This window comes from Paraburkholderia sp. EG287B, from assembly GCF_040965595.1.
Taxonomy (GTDB): domain Bacteria; phylum Pseudomonadota; class Gammaproteobacteria; order Burkholderiales; family Burkholderiaceae; genus Paraburkholderia.
Genome location: NZ_JBFRCG010000006.1, coordinates 269,824 through 286,223 on the forward strand (window position 1 = coordinate 269,824; position 16,400 = coordinate 286,223).

Here is a 16,400-nt window from a genome sequence, read left to right on the forward strand (position 1 = left end):
CTGCCGCATCGATTCGTTAGCGATCGCTTCGCTCCGGCTCGCCCGTCGCGCCTTCTGCGATCAACGGCCAGACCACCTGTTCGAACTGTTCGGGCTCGATCGGCCTGGAGTACAAATAGCCCTGCGCGAAATCACAGCCCATCGACTTCAGAAAATCCCGCTGTTCGACGGTTTCCACGCCTTCGGCGATGACCTGGATTCCGAGCTTGTGCGCGAGCACCACCATCGCCTCGCAGAGCACCTGATTGTTTTCGTCCACGCTCAGGTTCTGGACGAATGAGCGATCGATTTTCAGGTAATCGATGTCGAAGCGTTTGAGATAGGCCAGCGAGGAATAGCCCGTGCCGAAGTCGTCGATCGAAATGCCAATGCCTGCAAGACGGAAATCGAGCAGCCTCTCGTCGATATTCGATTCGGCCTGCAGCAGCAGCCCCTCGGTGATTTCCACCACCACGCTTTGCCCCGGCATGCCCTCGCGGTCGAGATAGTCGTGCCACCGCACGCCGACCGTGCTGTCCTGGCGGACCTGCACCGGCGACATGTTCACGCTGATCTGGAACGACGGATCGTATTGCTCACGCCAGATGCGCGCCTGTTGCACGGCTTGCCGGAACACCCAGTCGCCGATGGGAATGATCAGGCCGGTATCTTCGGCGAGCGGAATGAATTCGAGCGGACTGATCATGCCGCGCTCGGGATGCAGCCAGCGCAACAAGGCTTCCGCCTTGCAGACCCGGCCCGTCGCCAGGTCGACGACCGGCTGATAAACCAGCCGAAGCTGACCGCGCGGCAGCGCCGAACGCAGGTCGCTGGTCAGGCGCAAGCGCGTTTCCGCCTCCAGCTGCATATCGGGCGTGAAGTAACTGAAGCGGTTGCGTCCGGCATTCTTGGCCGCGTACATGGCCTGGTCGGCGTTCTTGAACAACGCGTCGAGTTCGACCGTGTCGTCGGGGAAAACGGTGACGCCGATGCTCGCCGAAATGTAGACCTCGTCCGCGCCGAGCTTGAACGGCTCAGTCAGTTTGCGATTGATATTGCGCACGGTCTGCTCGACCGCTTCCATGTCTTCGAGATCGGGCAAGATCACCGTGAACTCGTCGCCGCCCAGCCGCGCGACGGTATCCAGATTGCGCACGCAGGCGCTGATACGGCGCCCAGCCTCGATCAACAGCACGTCGCCGCGGTCGTGCCCCAGCGAGTCGTTGACCTCCTTGAAGCGATCGAGGTCGATCAACATCAGGGCCACGCGCCTTTGCGAACGGCGCGCGAGCGCGGCCTCCTCGGTGAGACGATCGTGGAATAACTGCCGGTTCGGCAGCCCCGTCAATGCATCGAAATTGGCCTGCTTCCAGATGGTCGCCTCGAACGCCATCCGGTCGGAGAGATCGCGACCGACCGCCAGCACGGAAGTGACATGGCCGGACCGATCGATCTCAGGCGTGATGCGAATGTGAGTACATTGCTCCTGCCCGTCCTTCCCTGCCCACCGCAGTTCGAACTGCGCGCTTTTTCCCGTCGCGATGACTTCGCCGATCTTCCTTTCGTAGACCAGCGCATTGGCCCCGCCGGGAAGCTCCGAAGGCCGCTTGCCGAGGACGGTGGCGAGATCGCATCCCGCCGACGTGCAAAAGGCCGGATTGGCGAAGGTGCGGCGCAGCTCGCGGTCATATCGCGTGATCGTATCGGGCGAATTCTCGATCAGCGTGCGCGCCTCCCGTTCGCGGGCGACGAGTTCCGCCGTCCGGTCGACGACAGTCTGTTCGAGCGACGCATTGATTTCGTTGATCTTGTGAATCTTCTGCCTGATCGCCGTGCGCATGCGCTCGAAACGCTGCGCCAGGCGGGCCAATTCGTCCGGTCCGCCAAGCGGCCCTTCCCCGTCCTTGCCATCGTCCTCGACGGCGCCGGCATCCTCGCCGGTGTCGTGCATGCGGCGCACCAGATCCTGCAGCGGCGCCGAAATGCTGTACGAAATAAAGTAGGCAAGGAAAATGGAAAGCAGAAACCCGGAGATGCCGACGACCACGATCTGGTTGCGTACGGCCTGGGCCTCCGCAGTGAGATTCTGTTCGGCGATCGTGCTGACCACGAACCAGCTCGTGCCGGGAATGCGCGCGTAGGCGGCAAGATAATGGCCGCCGCGCTTTGCTGCGAAATTGACGAACCGGCTCGACTCGCCCGATACGCGGTGGCGCGCGATATCCTCGATCAGGCCAGGCTCGGGGGCGGCGCCCGGGTTGGGCGACGACGCGTGATTCGGGACTACGATGATCTTGTTGTCGCTCGCATCGAATACGTAAATCTCTGTTCCGCTGCCCGTCGCGACGTCGTTGAAAATCGTCGAGAAGTATTCGGGGCGAACGACCAGAACCAGACTGCCGATCTTCGCGTTGTCGCTCTTGTTGTAGATGGCGCGCACCATCCCCAGGTTCTGCTGCCCGACGCCGTCGTCGTAGCTGCCCCAGTAGGTGCGTTCATGCGACTCTTCCGCGATGCCGACGAGCGCCGTCACACCCGAAGTCAACTGCGCAAATGCCTGCGTATCGAGAATCCGGTCTTTCTGGTCGAGCAAATATTTCTGGTTGATGAAATCGACCGACCCATAATGCTCGAGCAGCAAACGCGTCATGTCCTCGCGCGCCTCGCTCTGCTCCCTCGCGCTGCCGCTCGCCACTCTCGCGAGCGCGCCCTGGACCCGGTCCGAAAGCACGAGCAGATTGCTTTCCGTTTCGATCTCATGCATGCGCAGTTCGACATTTCTCGAAACCTGCCTCACCACCTCTTTCGAAAATATCTCCGCATTTTCCTTGATCGCAGCAACTGACTTCACATAGGAAATGCAGCCCGAAATGATAATGGGCAACAGCGCCAACAGAATGGAAGCGGCAATCAGTCGATAGCGAATCTCGACGCGTCGAAGCAAATCCTGGCAGAGGTAGTCGAAAGCGCGTCGCAGCAGTGCGGAGATTGCATTCATTTGTAGTGCATCTTCGCTTCAGTCTTGACCGAGATGTCCAGGCGCTGCGCAGCCTGCCTGGGTGTAATTTTCCTGAGCAGCACATCCTGCATCAATTCATGCACCAGCTCAATCGTATTGGAAGGAAGCGACGAATAATAGGGGCTTGCCGTGACGGGATAACGGCTGAGCGCGTTCGTGTAGTCGACGATCTCCACGTCGCTCACCACGGTCCCCATGCCTTTCTGGAACGGCGAAATGTTGTGGCGTTTCCGCTGAAGAATCGGAAACCCCTTGCCGGCGATGAATTCCAGAAAACGCATGGCCGCGGCCTTGTTGGGCGTTTCGCAAACGGCAAAGCCCGTTTCGCTGCCGAGCACCGGCACGACGCGTTCGCCGCGCGCGTTCCAGGGCGGCACGAACACGCCCACCGAGAAATCGTTTCCATGCAGCATGAGTCCGGCTGACCAGCTGCCCTGGAACGCCATCGCCACCTTGCCTTCCTTGAAAAGGCGAATGCCCTCGTCGTACCCCGTCGTCATGAACGACGGCTGCGCGTAACCGCGCTCCGGGATCAATGCGATTTTGGCGAAGATATCGGCCGCCTCCGGCGTATCGAGGTTCAGCGTGCCGTCCGCCATTTTCTCTTTCCAGTTGGGCTCGCGCGCGACCACATCATTGGCAAAGCCTGAAGCGAATGGCCCGTTGCCGAGCATGTTCGGAAACCCGCCGCTCCACATCACCGGAATCATGCCCGCCTGCTTGAGCCTCGCGCACACCGCCAGGAACTCATCGAAATTCGTCGGCAGCGTGTCGATGCCGGCCTTGGCGAACATGGCGCGGTTGTAATAGATCATCGTCGTCGCCACGCCGCCCGAAACGCCGAACCCCTTGCCGTCGCGACTGGTCCAGTCGGCCTCGAGCGGATCGAGCATGTTCTTCCATGCGGCGCTCTGGCGGACATCGGCGAGCACGCCCTGGTCGGCCAGCTCGGCGGCATAGGCGTTCGGATTGATGCTGACGAGGTCGGGCAGCGTGCCAGCCGCCACGCGCGGCTTGATGTTCTCCTCGATCGAGTTGCCGACCATGAACTGCACGTTCACGTGCAGATCGGGATTCAGTTTGTCGAACCCGGCGGCGATCTGGAGCATCTCCTCCGGCCAGTCCGGCGCCCAGATCAGCGCGGTGATGGTGGTCCGTGCCGGCGCGGCCTTGCTGCTCTGGGCGCCGTTCTGCTGATCGCAACCCAGGAGCAAAAGCATGCCGATCAGACCGGACCACAGCCAGGCAAACTTGATTCCGTGCACGTAACGCTCGCTTTCAGTTCGGGAATGGCGGACCCTGCGGAACGCAGGGGAACCACATTGCATATCGGCCGAAACCGGGCGTCACTTGAGGGGTTACGCGTGAGCGTGGCACGCGACAATTGGCGAGCCTTGCGGACGGACGATCATGCCCGTTCGCAAACGTTAGCGCAGTGCGCGATGCGCTAACGTGGTGCAATGAAATCAGGTCTCTTTGCGCAGACCCGGCGCGCGGCGCGGCAAGGTCGATGGCTCGCCGCCTTGTGTCGCTCCCGTTTCAATGGTTTCAATCGAGCGACGGGCTGCATTCGCATTCGAGCGCCGCGACCCGCGCCGGCCGCTCCATTGCCGCAAGCCGCTGCAGCGTCACGAGTCCGAACACGGCGAGCGCGCAGCCGAGCACCAGATCGGCACGGATGCCCGCACGGTCCACGATCGTGCCGCCCACCGACGAGCCAAGCGCAATCGCCACCTGGATCACGCTCACGAACATCGCCGAGCCCGCTTCGGCGAGATCGGCCGTGCCGCGCTGAATCCACACGGAGAAGCACAGCGGAATCGCGCCGAACGCCACGCCCCACATCAGCATCGCCGCGATCTCGCCGATTCGCACGTGGTCGAGCAGAATCATCGCCGAGAGCGCGCACAACAGCAGCGCCGTCATCGTCGCCACGGCGGACTTCAGTCGCGTGGCCACGACCGCCGAAGTCAGCGCGTTCGAGAAAAAGCCGATCACGCCGAATGCGAGCAGCAGCAGCGTGATCGCGCTCATCGAGAAGTCCTGCTGAAGCAGCGGCGCGATGAACGTATAGGTCGAAAAATGCGCGCCGAACACGAGCGCCACCATCAGCATGCTCAGACGCACATGCGGGCGGCGCAGCAGCGTGGCGAAATCGGCGAGACGCAATGCGGCTGCGGAAGGAAGCGTTGGCACCAGCAACGCCTGCGCAGCGAGCGCGAGCGCGACGAGGCCGCCCGTTACGAAAAACGACATGCGCCACGACGCGAAACCGGCGATAAAGGTACCGAGCGGCACGCCGATCACCGTCGCGAAGGTCACGCCGGTCAGGATGATGGCCGTTGCGCGTGCGGCGTCGCTCGTATGCACGAGGCGGCCCGCCGCTGCGGTTGCGAGGGTCCAGAAGCCGCCGAGCGCTGCGCCGAGCATCGCGCGGCCAACCAGCATGAGCGCGAAATTCGTCGCAAGCGCGGAGACGATATTCGATGCGAGCAGCACGGCCGTGAGCAGGAGAAATACCTGCCGCCGGTCCATGCGGCCGGCGAACATCATCAGGCCCGGCGCGAAGATCGCCGCCATGACGCCCGGCGTGGTCACCATGAGGCCGGCCGTGCCTGGCGTCACGCCGAGGTCGCGGGCGATCTCGGTGAGCAGACCGACCGGCAGGAATTCGGACGTCACGAACGCGAATGCGCTGATCGCCACGGCAAAGACAGACAACCACTGGCGCAGTGTCGTCTCTTCGAGCGGCGCGGGCGCGAGATTGGGAGAACGGTCGTTCATGTTTCTATGACTGTTTTGTGTGTGGCGAATAATAAAAGCCATTGTTCGGCAATTTCGCACCAAAAAATGGGGAAAATCGCCGTTTAAATGGCCAATCGGGAATGGGGTTTAAATTAACATCAAATAAAGAATGGCGTGCGGCCCTGCGATTAGCGGGGTCGTCAAAAGGGTTATGAATGGAATGTGACGCGGCCCGCCGCGCGCCGCGCCGGCGGGGCAGAGATTATGTCATTTCAGCGCCGGAAAAATAAACGATATTTTTCCGGGGACAAATTAGGCATCGAATCGATGCTTATGCCTGTCGCTGGCCAGGAGGCTAAGGGCGCCGGGAAAGCGCCCTGTGAGGCATTGCCGGAAACCGGTCTTTCTGGTCAGCGCGCGGCGCTCGCAAGCGACCCAGTTCAGAAGCGTGTCCGCACGCCCATGCGGGCGATGAACTGGTTAGGACCACTCGACGTACCGGCGCGATCGGGCAGGCCGCTCTCAAGACGCGGGTCGTTCGACCACCCCAACGGGCTCGCCAGGCGCCTTCTCGCGCTTGACGGCGTACATCGCGAGATCGGCGCGGCGCAAGACCTGATCGACGTCCAGGTCGTCTGCCGCCACCGTCGTGAAGCCCACGCTCGCCCCAACCTTCACCAGCAGCCCCGGCGCAAGCTCGAACGGCCGCTCGATCGCTTCGGTCACGAGGCTGGCCCAATCGCGCGGCGCCCGGTCCACCTGAGGATCGACGATGACGAATTCGTCGCCGCCCATGCGGGCCACCCATGCGCCCGCGCTAGCGAGCATGCGCAGACGGCTGGCGACCTGCACGAGCAGCATGTCGCCGGCCTTGTGGCCATGCGCATCGTTCACCAGCTTGAAGTCGTCGAGATCGACGAAAAACACCGTCATGCCGGCCTTGAGTGGCGTGGCGCTCGTGGGCCCGGCCGCGCTGAACAGACCATCGCGGTTCAGGAGTCCCGTGAGGGCGTCATGGCGCGCGCGATGGCTGTTTTCCCGTTCGGCCTTCATCGTCGAGATGAGCATGGCGTTCAGGTGGCGCGCGGCGGCGCTCATCGCGAACAGATAGAAGGGAATTTGCAGGAGCGAGAGCAGGAGAACTGGCTCGCCGCCCAGCAGCGCGCCAATGCAGCACGGGCCCAGCGAAAGGCAGATCATGACCGCCACCAGGCGCGGCGCCGCGAAATTGCGGAAGCAGATCCCGCCCACCATGGCGGCGGCGGAAAGAAAGGCGAGCGTAGCGGATACCCAATCCCGGCTCATGGCGCTGACGAGCGCGCCGTAGCCGACCGTCGCGCCCCACAACGGCGCGAGCAGAATATAGAAGTCGGTGGGCGTGCTCTTGCCCTCCCTCGCGCGGCGGCGCGACAGGGTGAGCGTGGCGAGGCGCACCGCGCAGACGAGGATTTCGGCGACGAGCCAGAACTTGAACGGCAGCGTGCCGTGCCGGCGCGCGAGCACCCACGCCACGGCCACGGTATTGGATACGCCGCCAAAGAAGATCGGCAACGTTCCAAACAAGGTGCCGACAAGGGCGACACGGATTTCGTGCGGCGTGTCCCGTCCGGGTTCGGTCAACCAACGGGCCAGCTTGCCGCGCGGCAAAGAGTAGATTTCGTTGCGGGAGCTCACATGCATCACCGTCGGTCGTACCGCGCGCCAGACGTTATCGCCTCTCGCGCCCTGTCAAGTCCGGGTCGTACGGCCGCGCGAAAGCAACAGGCGGCCACCCAACTGCGATAACGGCAGGCTGTAAGGGAAACTTTAGGAATGCGGGTGGATATCGTTGGTTGAGCTAGCAACCAATTGAAGATTTGGTATGCGATTTACATCAGGCGAAGCACGATTCTTTGTAGAAGCGCTTGCAGGTCGCGTCGCGTGTCGATCACGAGGTGAATAAAAACGGTGTCATCGCGGACCTGATAGATGATCCGGTTCTTGCCCGAAAGTATCTGTCGAAAAGTGTCGTCGACAAAGCCTTCGAGTTCGGCAGGCAAGTGGCCGCTCTCCGGGAACTGGCGGATCTGCGCAATGGCGTCCTGAAGTTGAGCCGACGTCTGGCGCCAGGTCTCCCATCCGAATGCGCGGACGATGTAGCTTCTCAACTCATCGATACCGATCCGCGCGGTCGGCAGGACGCGGTACTTCAGCAGCGGGGCCTGCATTAGCGAAGCTTTTCCTGGCGGTCGAGTTCGTTGAGTTCTGCAAAGAACTCGTCGCCATCCAGATGGTCCGCACGCTCGATCTGTTTTTGGCCGATGGCCAGGATCTTCAGCAATGCGAGCGTTTGTTGAGTCGATTCATAGGTTCGCACGTCCTGAACAACGAGCTTCGCTTCGCCGTTCTGCGTGATGATGAGCGGCTCCCCTGAATCGGTCAGATCCTTGACGATTTGCGCGGCTTCACTCTTGAGGTAGCTGATTGGCTTCACGTGATCGGCGAGATGCATGAGGTGCTCCCGTAGCAAGTTAAACAGGACCAAATATAGACTATTATCGGTCCGCTTGCACGCACCACCTTTTAGGGCCGGGTTTGACCGATCGCACCTCCGCGCCGATCGAGATCGGCGCCGCGTGCGAAACGCGTGCGTCCCCCAGCATGGCCGCTAACGGGCGACGATGATCGTCATCTCCGATTCGTACTTGATGCGCACGTGGCTATGGTGCTTGAGGGACTGCATTACTTCGATCAGGTCCGGGCGGCTGACCCGAATGGAACGGGCGGTGCCGGACTTGTCCACGACGGTCAGGAGGTTGAGCTTGCGGTCCACGCCGGTGACCTGCGCCACGCCGCTGAACTCGCGGAGCACCTGGAAGTTTTCCTGGTCGGCGCCGGAGGAATGCTGGGTCACCTTTGCCGTGTGGGTCAGGCGCGTGACCGCCGCGCCCTCGGCAGGCGTCAATCCGGTGACGTACGGCTCCATGTAGTGGGTCGTGAGCTTGTCGCCGACCCGGATGACCTTGAGCACGTCGGGATGATCTTTCACATTGAAGCTCAGGTCGTCGCGACCCGGCACGGTCACGACGATGAGTGCATTCTTCTGATCGATCAAACTGATGGTGCCGCTTTCCGTGTCGACGGAGGCCCCGGCTGGCATGGCCTCCGAGGCGGCGGAAGCTTCCGTGTCGGCCGCGCGGCACAGGGGCGCCGAGGCCGCAAAGAAGCCGCAAGCCGCGACTGAGAGCGCCAGGCCGCGCGCGAACGCAATGCACGTATTCGATCGATAGAGCATGGTAGTCCCCCTGGAACGATCAGGTGCCACGCTTGTTGCGCCGGTCAGGGACCATGGCGTGTGCTCTCGGAGCCTAACACCGCAGGACGCCCCGACCATCGGACTTTGGTCCTATAGGGTCAAGAGGGTCGAGGCCGGGGTCGAGGCTGCCTACCGTGCGAACGCCGCCGCGCAGTTCGCCGGCGCCTGCCCCGGCACCGGCGAGTGGAACGTGAACAAGCCGCCCGCCAGCGGCTGTTTCTCGCGCTCGGCAGCCGTGAGCCCCTTCCATGCGGTGGAAACGTACACGGTCTGCAGATCGTCCCCGCCGAACGCGAGCTTCGTGATGTTCGCGCAAGGAAACGCGATCCGACCGGCCAGTTCGCCCTCGGGTGAGTAACGGTCGATGCGCCAGCCGCCGAACAGCGCGACCCACACGTAGCCCTCGGCGTCCACCGCCATGCCGTCCGGGTGCCCGTCGCCGGCTATGGCGGTGAAGACGCGCTTGCCCGACAGCGTGCCATCAACGGCGACGTCGAACGCATACACGACGCGACGCATCGTGTCGTTGTGATAGAGCGTGCGGCCGTCCGGACTCATGGCCGGGCCGTTGGTGATCACGTAGCCGCTGTCCTGTGCGCTCAACACCGCGCCTGCGTCCACGCGATACAGCGTGCCGCTCGGCGCTTCCTCGGCGTCGTCCATCGAGCCGAACCACAGGCGCCCGCGCGCATCGGCGAAACCGTCGTTGAGGCGATTGCCCGGCAGATGCGGCTCGACATCCACCAGCTTGTCGAATTCCCCGCTCACGGCGTCGAAGCGATACAGGCCGTCAGGCAAGCCGCACACGAACACGCGGTCGCCCAGCGGCGCGATGAAGCCGACCTGGTCGGGCGCGTACCACGTCATGCGCTCCCCGGTCGTGACCTCGAAGCGATGAATCCGGCGACCCTTGATATCGACGAAATAGACCGCGTTTTCCGCGGCCTGCCAGAGCGGCCCTTCGGCCAGCTCGGCGCCGATCGGCCAGACGCACACGGGATGCGGCATCGTCATTCTCCGTACCATCCCGCGTCGACGAAGTAATCGCGTCCGGAGCAGCGCGAGGCGTCGTCGGATGCGAGGAACAAGGCCATGCGGGCCACGTGCTCGGGCTCGATGCGCAATTGCAGACACTGCCCCGCGACGACCTTCGCCTCGCTCTCCGCCGTTTGCCACAGATTCATCTGCCGCGGCGTTTTCACGGCGCCCGGGATAATGCAGTTCACGCGAATACCCGCGCCGCCCAGATCGCGCGCGAGGCCGCGCGTCATGCCTTCAATGCCGGCCTTCGCGGTCAGGTAGATCGGCAGGTTCGGCAAGGCGACGTGCCACGACACCGAACCGAAGTTAAGGATCACACCGCTTCCCGCCTGGCGCATGCCTCGCGCGGCGGCCTGCGCGCAGAAGAACTGATGGCGCAGGTTCACGGCGATACGCCCGTCCCAGTAGCTCGCGGTCAGCTCGCCGATCTCATGGCGATCGTCGTTGCCCGCGTTGTTCACGAGCACGTCGATCGGGCCCGCGGCATCGACGATCGATGCGAACACGCTTTCGATCGCCTCCACGCTGCACAGATCGCAACGCTTGAACAGCGGCGGATGCTTCGCACCGCGAAGCTTCTCCTGAAGAGCGAGCGAATCGTCTTCGGCCACGTCGAGGAAAAATACGCGCGCGCCCTGCTGCGCGAATGCCTCCACGACCGCGGCGCCGATCCCGCTGCCGCCGCCGGTGATAACGACGGTTTTGTCCGCCAGGCTCGGATAGATTGCGTACGACATCAGATATTCCAGTGTTGACTTGTCAGAACCCAAACAGGGCGGCGAGCCGCAGATGGCTCGCCGCCCTGACCTGCCGCTTCCCTTTCGCTTACGAGACGACCTCGACGGCGCTCAGCATGCGCCAGTCGCGCGGGAGCGTGCGCGTGGCATTGCCCACCACCGTGACCGTACCGCTCAGATGGATGTCGCGGCTCGAACTGCCCACCATCAGATCGAACTTGCCCGGTTCGACGATGCGCTCGCCGCGTGCGTCGGTGAAATTGAACAGATCGACGGGCAGCTTCACGTTCACGCGAGTGCGCGCGCCTGCCGCGAGCGGCACGCGTGCAAACGCCTTGAGTTCGCGCACCGGCCGCGCCGTCGACGCGTGCTGGTCGCGCACGTAGATCTGCACGACTTCCGTGCCGTCGCGCGAGCCGATGTTCTCGACCGTGAAGCTCAGTTCGACGGTGCCGTCTTCGAGCGGCACTTCGCCTTGCGCCACCGCGAGATCACCGTAACGGAACTGCGTGTAGCCGAGGCCGAAACCAAACGGATAGCGGCTGCCGAAGTGGTAGGCGATCGGCGTGCCCGCGCTCTTGAGGCGATGGTTGTACACATACGGCACCGCGCCTGCGCTCTTCGGCACGGAGAGCGGCAGACGGCCGCTGAACCCGGCGCGCCCCACCAGCAGATCGGCAAGCGCCTCGGCGCCGCGCTCGCCCGGCGCAAACGCCATGATCTGCGCGGCGATGCGATCTTCGAGGCCGCCCAGGTTGTACGGCCGGCCGCCCGTCATCACGACGACCGTCGGCGTGCCGCTCTCGACCACGGCCTTGAGCAATTCCAGTTGCACGCCCGGAAGTTCCAGGCTGTCCGTATCGGAGCCTTCGCCCACCGTACCGGACTGGAACAAGCCCGCCAGATCGCCGACGAACACGACAGCCACGTCCGCCTTGCGCGCGGCTTCGACCGCGTCGGGGATCGCTTCGGTATCCTTGCTGATCAGGTCGTCGCGGTTGGCAGCGGCGCTCAGGTCGAGCGACACGTCGCCCGGGAAAACCGGCGCGCCCGCACGGCGGGTCTTGATGATGTCGCAACCCTTGGCATGCAGCACGCGCGACTCGCCCAGCACCTCGCGCAATGCGCCCAGCGGCGTGGCGATCGAAGCGACCGACTGCTCGCCCGAGTTGATGAGGTGCACCGGGAAGCTGTAGCCGGCGAGCAGCGCGAGCGGGTCGTCGGCGGTCGGACCGATCACCGCGATTTTTTCCGCGCCGTTGGCGTTCAACGGCAGCACGCCGCCTTCATTGCGCAGCAGCACCGCCGATTCGAGCGCGACCTGATACGCGGTATCGGCCGCCGCCGTGCCCTTCACGTCCACGCGCTCGGGGTCCACATACGGATTCTCGAACAGGCCGAGGCGGAACTTGGTGCTCAACACGCGCGACACCGCGGTGTCGATCGTCGCTTCGGTGATCTCGCCGCGATCGAGCGCTTCTTTCAGATGGACCGCGCACTCGTGGCCCGGCAACTCGACGTCGAGTCCCGAATTGAACGCGAGCGCCGCCGCCGACGCGCTGTCGTGCGCTACCGCATGATGGCTGTAGAGCAGGTCGACAGCAGCATAGTCCGCAACGACGAGCCCCTCGAAACCCCACTTCTCGCGCAGCGTATCGTGCAGCAGCGTGCGGTCCGCATGGCAGGGCACGCCGTCGATATCGTGGTACGCGGGCATGATCGAGCCCGCGTGCGCGAGCTTGACCGCCATTTCGAACGGCAGCAGAAACACGTCGTTCAACTCGCGCGGTCCGACATGCACGGGCGCATGATTGCGGGCGCCTTCGCTCGCTGAGTGGCCGACGAAGTGCTTGAGCGTGGCGAGCACGTCACGCCGCTCGCCTTGCAGACCGTTCACGTAGTGACACGCGAGCACGCCCACCAGATACGGATCTTCGCCGAGCGTTTCCTCGGTGCGGCCCCAGCGCGGATCGCGCGACACATCGAGCACGGGAGCCAGGCCCTGGTGGCAGCCGATCGAGCGTGCCTGCTCGCCGATGATGCGCCCCACTTCGCCCACGAGATTCGGGTTCCACGTCGCCGCGTAGTTCAGCGGCGAGGGAAACAGCGTGGCGTCCTTGATCATCAGGCCCACGAGGCATTCCTCGTGCGACATGACGGGAATGCCCAGGCGCGTGTCTTCGACCATCTTGCGCTGCAGCTCGTTGAGCGCGCGCACGCCCTCTTTGGGATCGACCGTGTGGGTCCCGAGCGGACGCGTGATCTGCCCAAGACCGTGTTCGAGAATCTGGTTCACCGTGAGGCTGTTGGCGCTTTGCGCGAAGTCGATACTGCGCGCCTTGTGCTCGCCGTCGGCCGAAAGCACCAGCCACGCGGCGTGAAGCTGGGCAATCTTTTCATCGAGCGTCATGCGCGCGAGCAGGTCGGTCACGCGCTGCGCCGTCGGTGCGTCGGAGCGGCGGTAAAGCGGAATCTCGGTGGTGTGTTCAAGCGACATTGCTTCACTCCCTGGTATTGCACGAGACGGCGTTTTTTCTCGCCGTCCGTTTAGTTGTGCTTTTGAAAATGGCGTTGCGCGGTCGCGCGGCGAAAGCCGCGCCCGGCTTAGATGAGACGACGCAGCGCCATATCGTGATCGTCGAACACGTGGCATGCCTCGGCCGGCAGCGCGAGCTTGACCACTTCATCGTGCGTCAACGCGCTGTCGCCGGGCACCTTGGCGATCAATGTCGTCGCGCCGGGCCCCGTCTGCGCCGCGTGGATGTAGCTGTGCTCGCCCATGTGTTCGACGAGCTTCACGCGGCACGCCAGCGTCTGTTCGTTGCGCGCATCGCCGGCCACACGCAGATGCTCCGGCCGTACACCGAGCGTCACCTTCATGCCGGCGCGCGCACGCGCGCCGTCCACGCGCGCACGCACGCGCTCGCCGCTTTGCAGGTCGATGTCCACGCCGCCATCGTCGCCGCCCACCACCGTGCCCGCGAAGAAGTTCATCTTCGGCGAGCCGATGAAGCCCGCGACGAAGCGGCTCTTCGGATGGTGATACAGATCGAGTGGCGCCCCCACCTGCGCGACGCTGCCGTGGCGCTCCATGTGATCGCCGGCCTGCAGGAGCACGATGCGATCGGCCAGCGCCATGGCTTCGACCTGATCGTGCGTCACATACACGGCGCTCGCCTCGCTGAACTCGCGATGCAGACGCGCAATCTCGGTGCGCGTCTGCACGCGCAGCGCCGCATCGAGATTCGACAGCGGCTCGTCGAACAGGAACACGCCCGGCTCGCGCACGATCGCGCGCCCAATCGCCACGCGCTGGCGCTGGCCGCCGGAAAGCGCTGCGGGGCGGCGTTCGAGATAGCTATCGAGCTGCAGCGCCGCGGCGGCGCTGCGCACCTTCTTGTCGATGACGGCCTTGTCGATCTTCGCCTGACGCAGACCGAATGCCATGTTCTCGTACACGCTCATATGCGGATAGAGCGCGTAGTTCTGGAACACCATCGCGACCTTGCGCTTCGCGGGTTCGACCTCGTTCATCCGTTCGCCGTCGATGCGCAGTTCGCCGTCGGTGATCGATTCGAGTCCGGCGATCATGCGCAGCAGCGTGGACTTGCCGCAGCCCGACGGGCCGAGGAACACGCAGAACTCGTTCTTGCCGACTTCGAGGTTGGCGTCGCGGATCACGGCGTTGCCGCTCGCGTAGGCCTTCTGTACGTTATTGAGGGAAATGCTTGCCATATCGATTTATGCGAAGTTCGGTTAGCGGTGCGAATCAGACCTGAATCAGCCCTTCAGCGAGCCGGCCATCATCCCCTTGATCACGCGCTCCTGACCGAACGCGTAGGCGACGATCAACGGCAGCGACGTGAGCACGAGAACGGACAGCATCGAGGGTATGTTCGACGCGTATTGCCCCATGAAATCCCAGATCGCGAGGGGCAGCGTACGGTGCTCGGACGTCGACGTGAGCATGTACGCGAAGATGAACTCGTTCCAGAGACCAATGCCGTTGAAGATCGCCACCGTGGCGAGCCCCGGTCCCGAAAGCGGGAAGAAGATACGCCAGAAAATGCGGAACGGGCTGCAGCCGTCGAGCTGCGCGGCTTCTTCGAGCTCGCGCGGAATCTGCCGCATGAACTCGGTCAGGATGAAGATGGACACCGGCAGGCTGAGCGCCACATACGGGCCGAGCAGCGCGAACTGCGTGTCGTAGAGGCCGAGGTTGCGCGTGAGCAGATAGATCGGCACCAGTGTCGCATGCAGCGGCACGATCATGCCCGCGACCACGAGGCCGAAGAGCAGCTTGTTCAGCCTGAAGCGCATGCGTGCGAACACATAGGCCGCCATCGCGCTGATGACGACGATCAGCGCAACCGACACACCCACCGTGAACAGGCTGTTACGGAAATACGTGAAGAACGGCCCCTTCAGCACGGCCGCGTAATTGCCCCAGTAAATGTGGCTCGGCGGCGCCCACACTGAAGTCGTGAAGGTCTCTTCCTGGCTCTTGAAGCTCGACACCACCATGAAGATGAACGGCACCGTGGTGACGGCCAGCCAGATCAGCGCGAGGATCGGAATCGTCACGCGGGGAAAGCGAAATTTCTTGATCATGCTTCAGACCTCGGTTGCATAGCGGCGCGTGAAGTACATCGACACCGCCGCCACTGCGATGACGATCAGGAACATCGCCGAGCCGATGGTGCTGCCGTAGCCGAGCTGGAACGAACTGAACACCGTGCGATACATGTAGGTGGCCATCACCTCGGACGAGCCCTCGGGGCCGCCGCCGGTCATGACGAAGACGAGATCGAAGTAACGCAGCGAGCCGAGCACGGAAAGGATCACGGCCGTGCGCACCGTGCCTTGCAGGTGCGGCAGCTTGATGCGCCAGAAGATGGTCCACTCGGAAGCGCCGTCGAGCAGCGCCGCCTCGTTGACCTCGGCCGGCATCGACGAGAGGCCGGCGAGGAACAGAATCATGTAGAAAGGCGCGTTCTGCCAGATGATCACGGCGATGGTCGCGCCCAGCGAGAAGTGCGGGTCGCCCAGCCAGTCCTTCGCGAGGCCATCGAGCCCGAACGCCTGCAGCGCTACGTTCAGGGGTCCGAAGTTCGGATCGTAGATCTGCTTGAACAGCACGCCGATCGCCACGCTCGACATGAGCAGCGGCAGAAAATAGAGAACCTTGAGCACGCGCGAGCCACGGCCGGCCTTTTCCAGCAGCACGGCGAGCGCGAGCGCGACAGGAAGCTGAATGACGATCGAGGCGAGCGCGAGAATCACGTTGTTCTTGAGCGATTGCCAGAACACCGTGTCATGGGCGAGCCGCGCCCAGTTCGCGAGCCCCGTATAGCGGGCCGTATTGCCGAGACCATTCCAGTCGAGCAGCGACAGCCGCAAGCTGGAAACGAGCGGATAAAGCAGGAACACGGCCAGCAGCAGCAGCGCCGGCGCGAGGAACACGACCGTGACGAGCGTTTGCGAGGAGAGCTTCAGCCGGCGTTCGGGTGTAGCGGAAAGTGCAATATTCACGAGCTTGTCTGCCGGCCGGCGCCTTGCGGCGCCAGCCGGACTTTTCCTGAGT

13 protein-coding genes are annotated in these 16,400 nt (G+C 63.5%); all 13 read right to left on the reverse strand.

The window, feature by feature from the left end; all coding sequences use genetic code 11:
* Window positions 1-16 precede the first annotated feature (16 nt).
* Complete coding sequence (locus AB4Y40_RS12700; protein ID WP_368687971.1) at window positions 17-2,977, reverse strand: EAL domain-containing protein; 2,961 nt, start codon at window positions 2,975-2,977, stop codon at window positions 17-19.
* The gene (locus AB4Y40_RS12705; RefSeq protein WP_368688091.1) at window positions 2,974-4,218 is read right to left on the reverse strand and encodes an ABC transporter substrate-binding protein; all 1,245 of its coding nucleotides are present in this window, start codon (window positions 4,216-4,218) and stop codon (window positions 2,974-2,976) included. Before AB4Y40_RS12705 ends, AB4Y40_RS12700 begins: the two co-directional genes overlap by 4 nt.
* A gap of 328 nt (window positions 4,219-4,546) precedes the next feature.
* On the reverse strand, window positions 4,547-5,782 hold the full coding sequence (locus AB4Y40_RS12710) for an MFS transporter (protein WP_368687972.1): 1,236 nt from the start codon (window positions 5,780-5,782) through the stop codon (window positions 4,547-4,549).
* 483 nt (window positions 5,783-6,265) lie between these two features.
* On the reverse strand, window positions 6,266-7,417 hold the full coding sequence (locus AB4Y40_RS12715; protein WP_368687973.1) for a diguanylate cyclase: 1,152 nt from the start codon (window positions 7,415-7,417) through the stop codon (window positions 6,266-6,268).
* Window positions 7,418-7,611: 194 nt separating this feature from the next.
* Entirely contained in the window at window positions 7,612-7,950 is a 339-nt protein-coding gene (locus tag AB4Y40_RS12720) for a type II toxin-antitoxin system RelE/ParE family toxin (protein ID WP_133183974.1), read from the reverse strand.
* On the reverse strand, window positions 7,950-8,234 hold the full coding sequence (locus AB4Y40_RS12725; protein ID WP_133183973.1) for a type II toxin-antitoxin system Phd/YefM family antitoxin: 285 nt from the start codon (window positions 8,232-8,234) through the stop codon (window positions 7,950-7,952). The genes AB4Y40_RS12720 and AB4Y40_RS12725 overlap by 1 nt, the downstream gene beginning before the upstream one ends.
* Window positions 8,235-8,390: 156 nt before the next feature.
* Window positions 8,391-9,017 (reverse strand): hypothetical protein, encoded by a 627-nt coding sequence (locus tag AB4Y40_RS12730; RefSeq protein ID WP_368687974.1) that lies wholly within the window; start codon window positions 9,015-9,017, stop codon window positions 8,391-8,393.
* 150 nt (window positions 9,018-9,167) lie between these two features.
* Window positions 9,168-10,052, reverse strand: coding sequence for an SMP-30/gluconolactonase/LRE family protein (locus AB4Y40_RS12735; protein WP_368687975.1), 885 nt, complete (start codon window positions 10,050-10,052; stop codon window positions 9,168-9,170).
* Window positions 10,049-10,816, reverse strand: a complete 768-nt coding sequence (locus AB4Y40_RS12740) for an SDR family NAD(P)-dependent oxidoreductase (RefSeq protein WP_368687976.1) — start codon at window positions 10,814-10,816, stop codon at window positions 10,049-10,051. Before AB4Y40_RS12740 ends, AB4Y40_RS12735 begins: the two co-directional genes overlap by 4 nt.
* 88 nt (window positions 10,817-10,904) lie before the next feature.
* Window positions 10,905-13,313: a glycoside hydrolase family 3 N-terminal domain-containing protein gene (locus AB4Y40_RS12745; protein ID WP_368687977.1), complete on the reverse strand. Its 2,409-nt coding sequence runs from the start codon at window positions 13,311-13,313 to the stop codon at window positions 10,905-10,907.
* Window positions 13,314-13,420: 107 nt separating this feature from the next.
* The gene (locus tag AB4Y40_RS12750; protein WP_368687978.1) at window positions 13,421-14,551 is read right to left on the reverse strand and encodes an ABC transporter ATP-binding protein; all 1,131 of its coding nucleotides are present in this window, start codon (window positions 14,549-14,551) and stop codon (window positions 13,421-13,423) included.
* A 45-nt stretch (window positions 14,552-14,596) separates the two neighbouring features.
* The gene (locus AB4Y40_RS12755) at window positions 14,597-15,427 is read right to left on the reverse strand and encodes a carbohydrate ABC transporter permease (RefSeq protein WP_368687979.1); all 831 of its coding nucleotides are present in this window, start codon (window positions 15,425-15,427) and stop codon (window positions 14,597-14,599) included.
* A gap of 3 nt (window positions 15,428-15,430) precedes the next feature.
* The gene (locus tag AB4Y40_RS12760) at window positions 15,431-16,348 is read right to left on the reverse strand and encodes a carbohydrate ABC transporter permease (protein WP_256094494.1); all 918 of its coding nucleotides are present in this window, start codon (window positions 16,346-16,348) and stop codon (window positions 15,431-15,433) included.
* Window positions 16,349-16,400 lie beyond the last annotated feature (52 nt).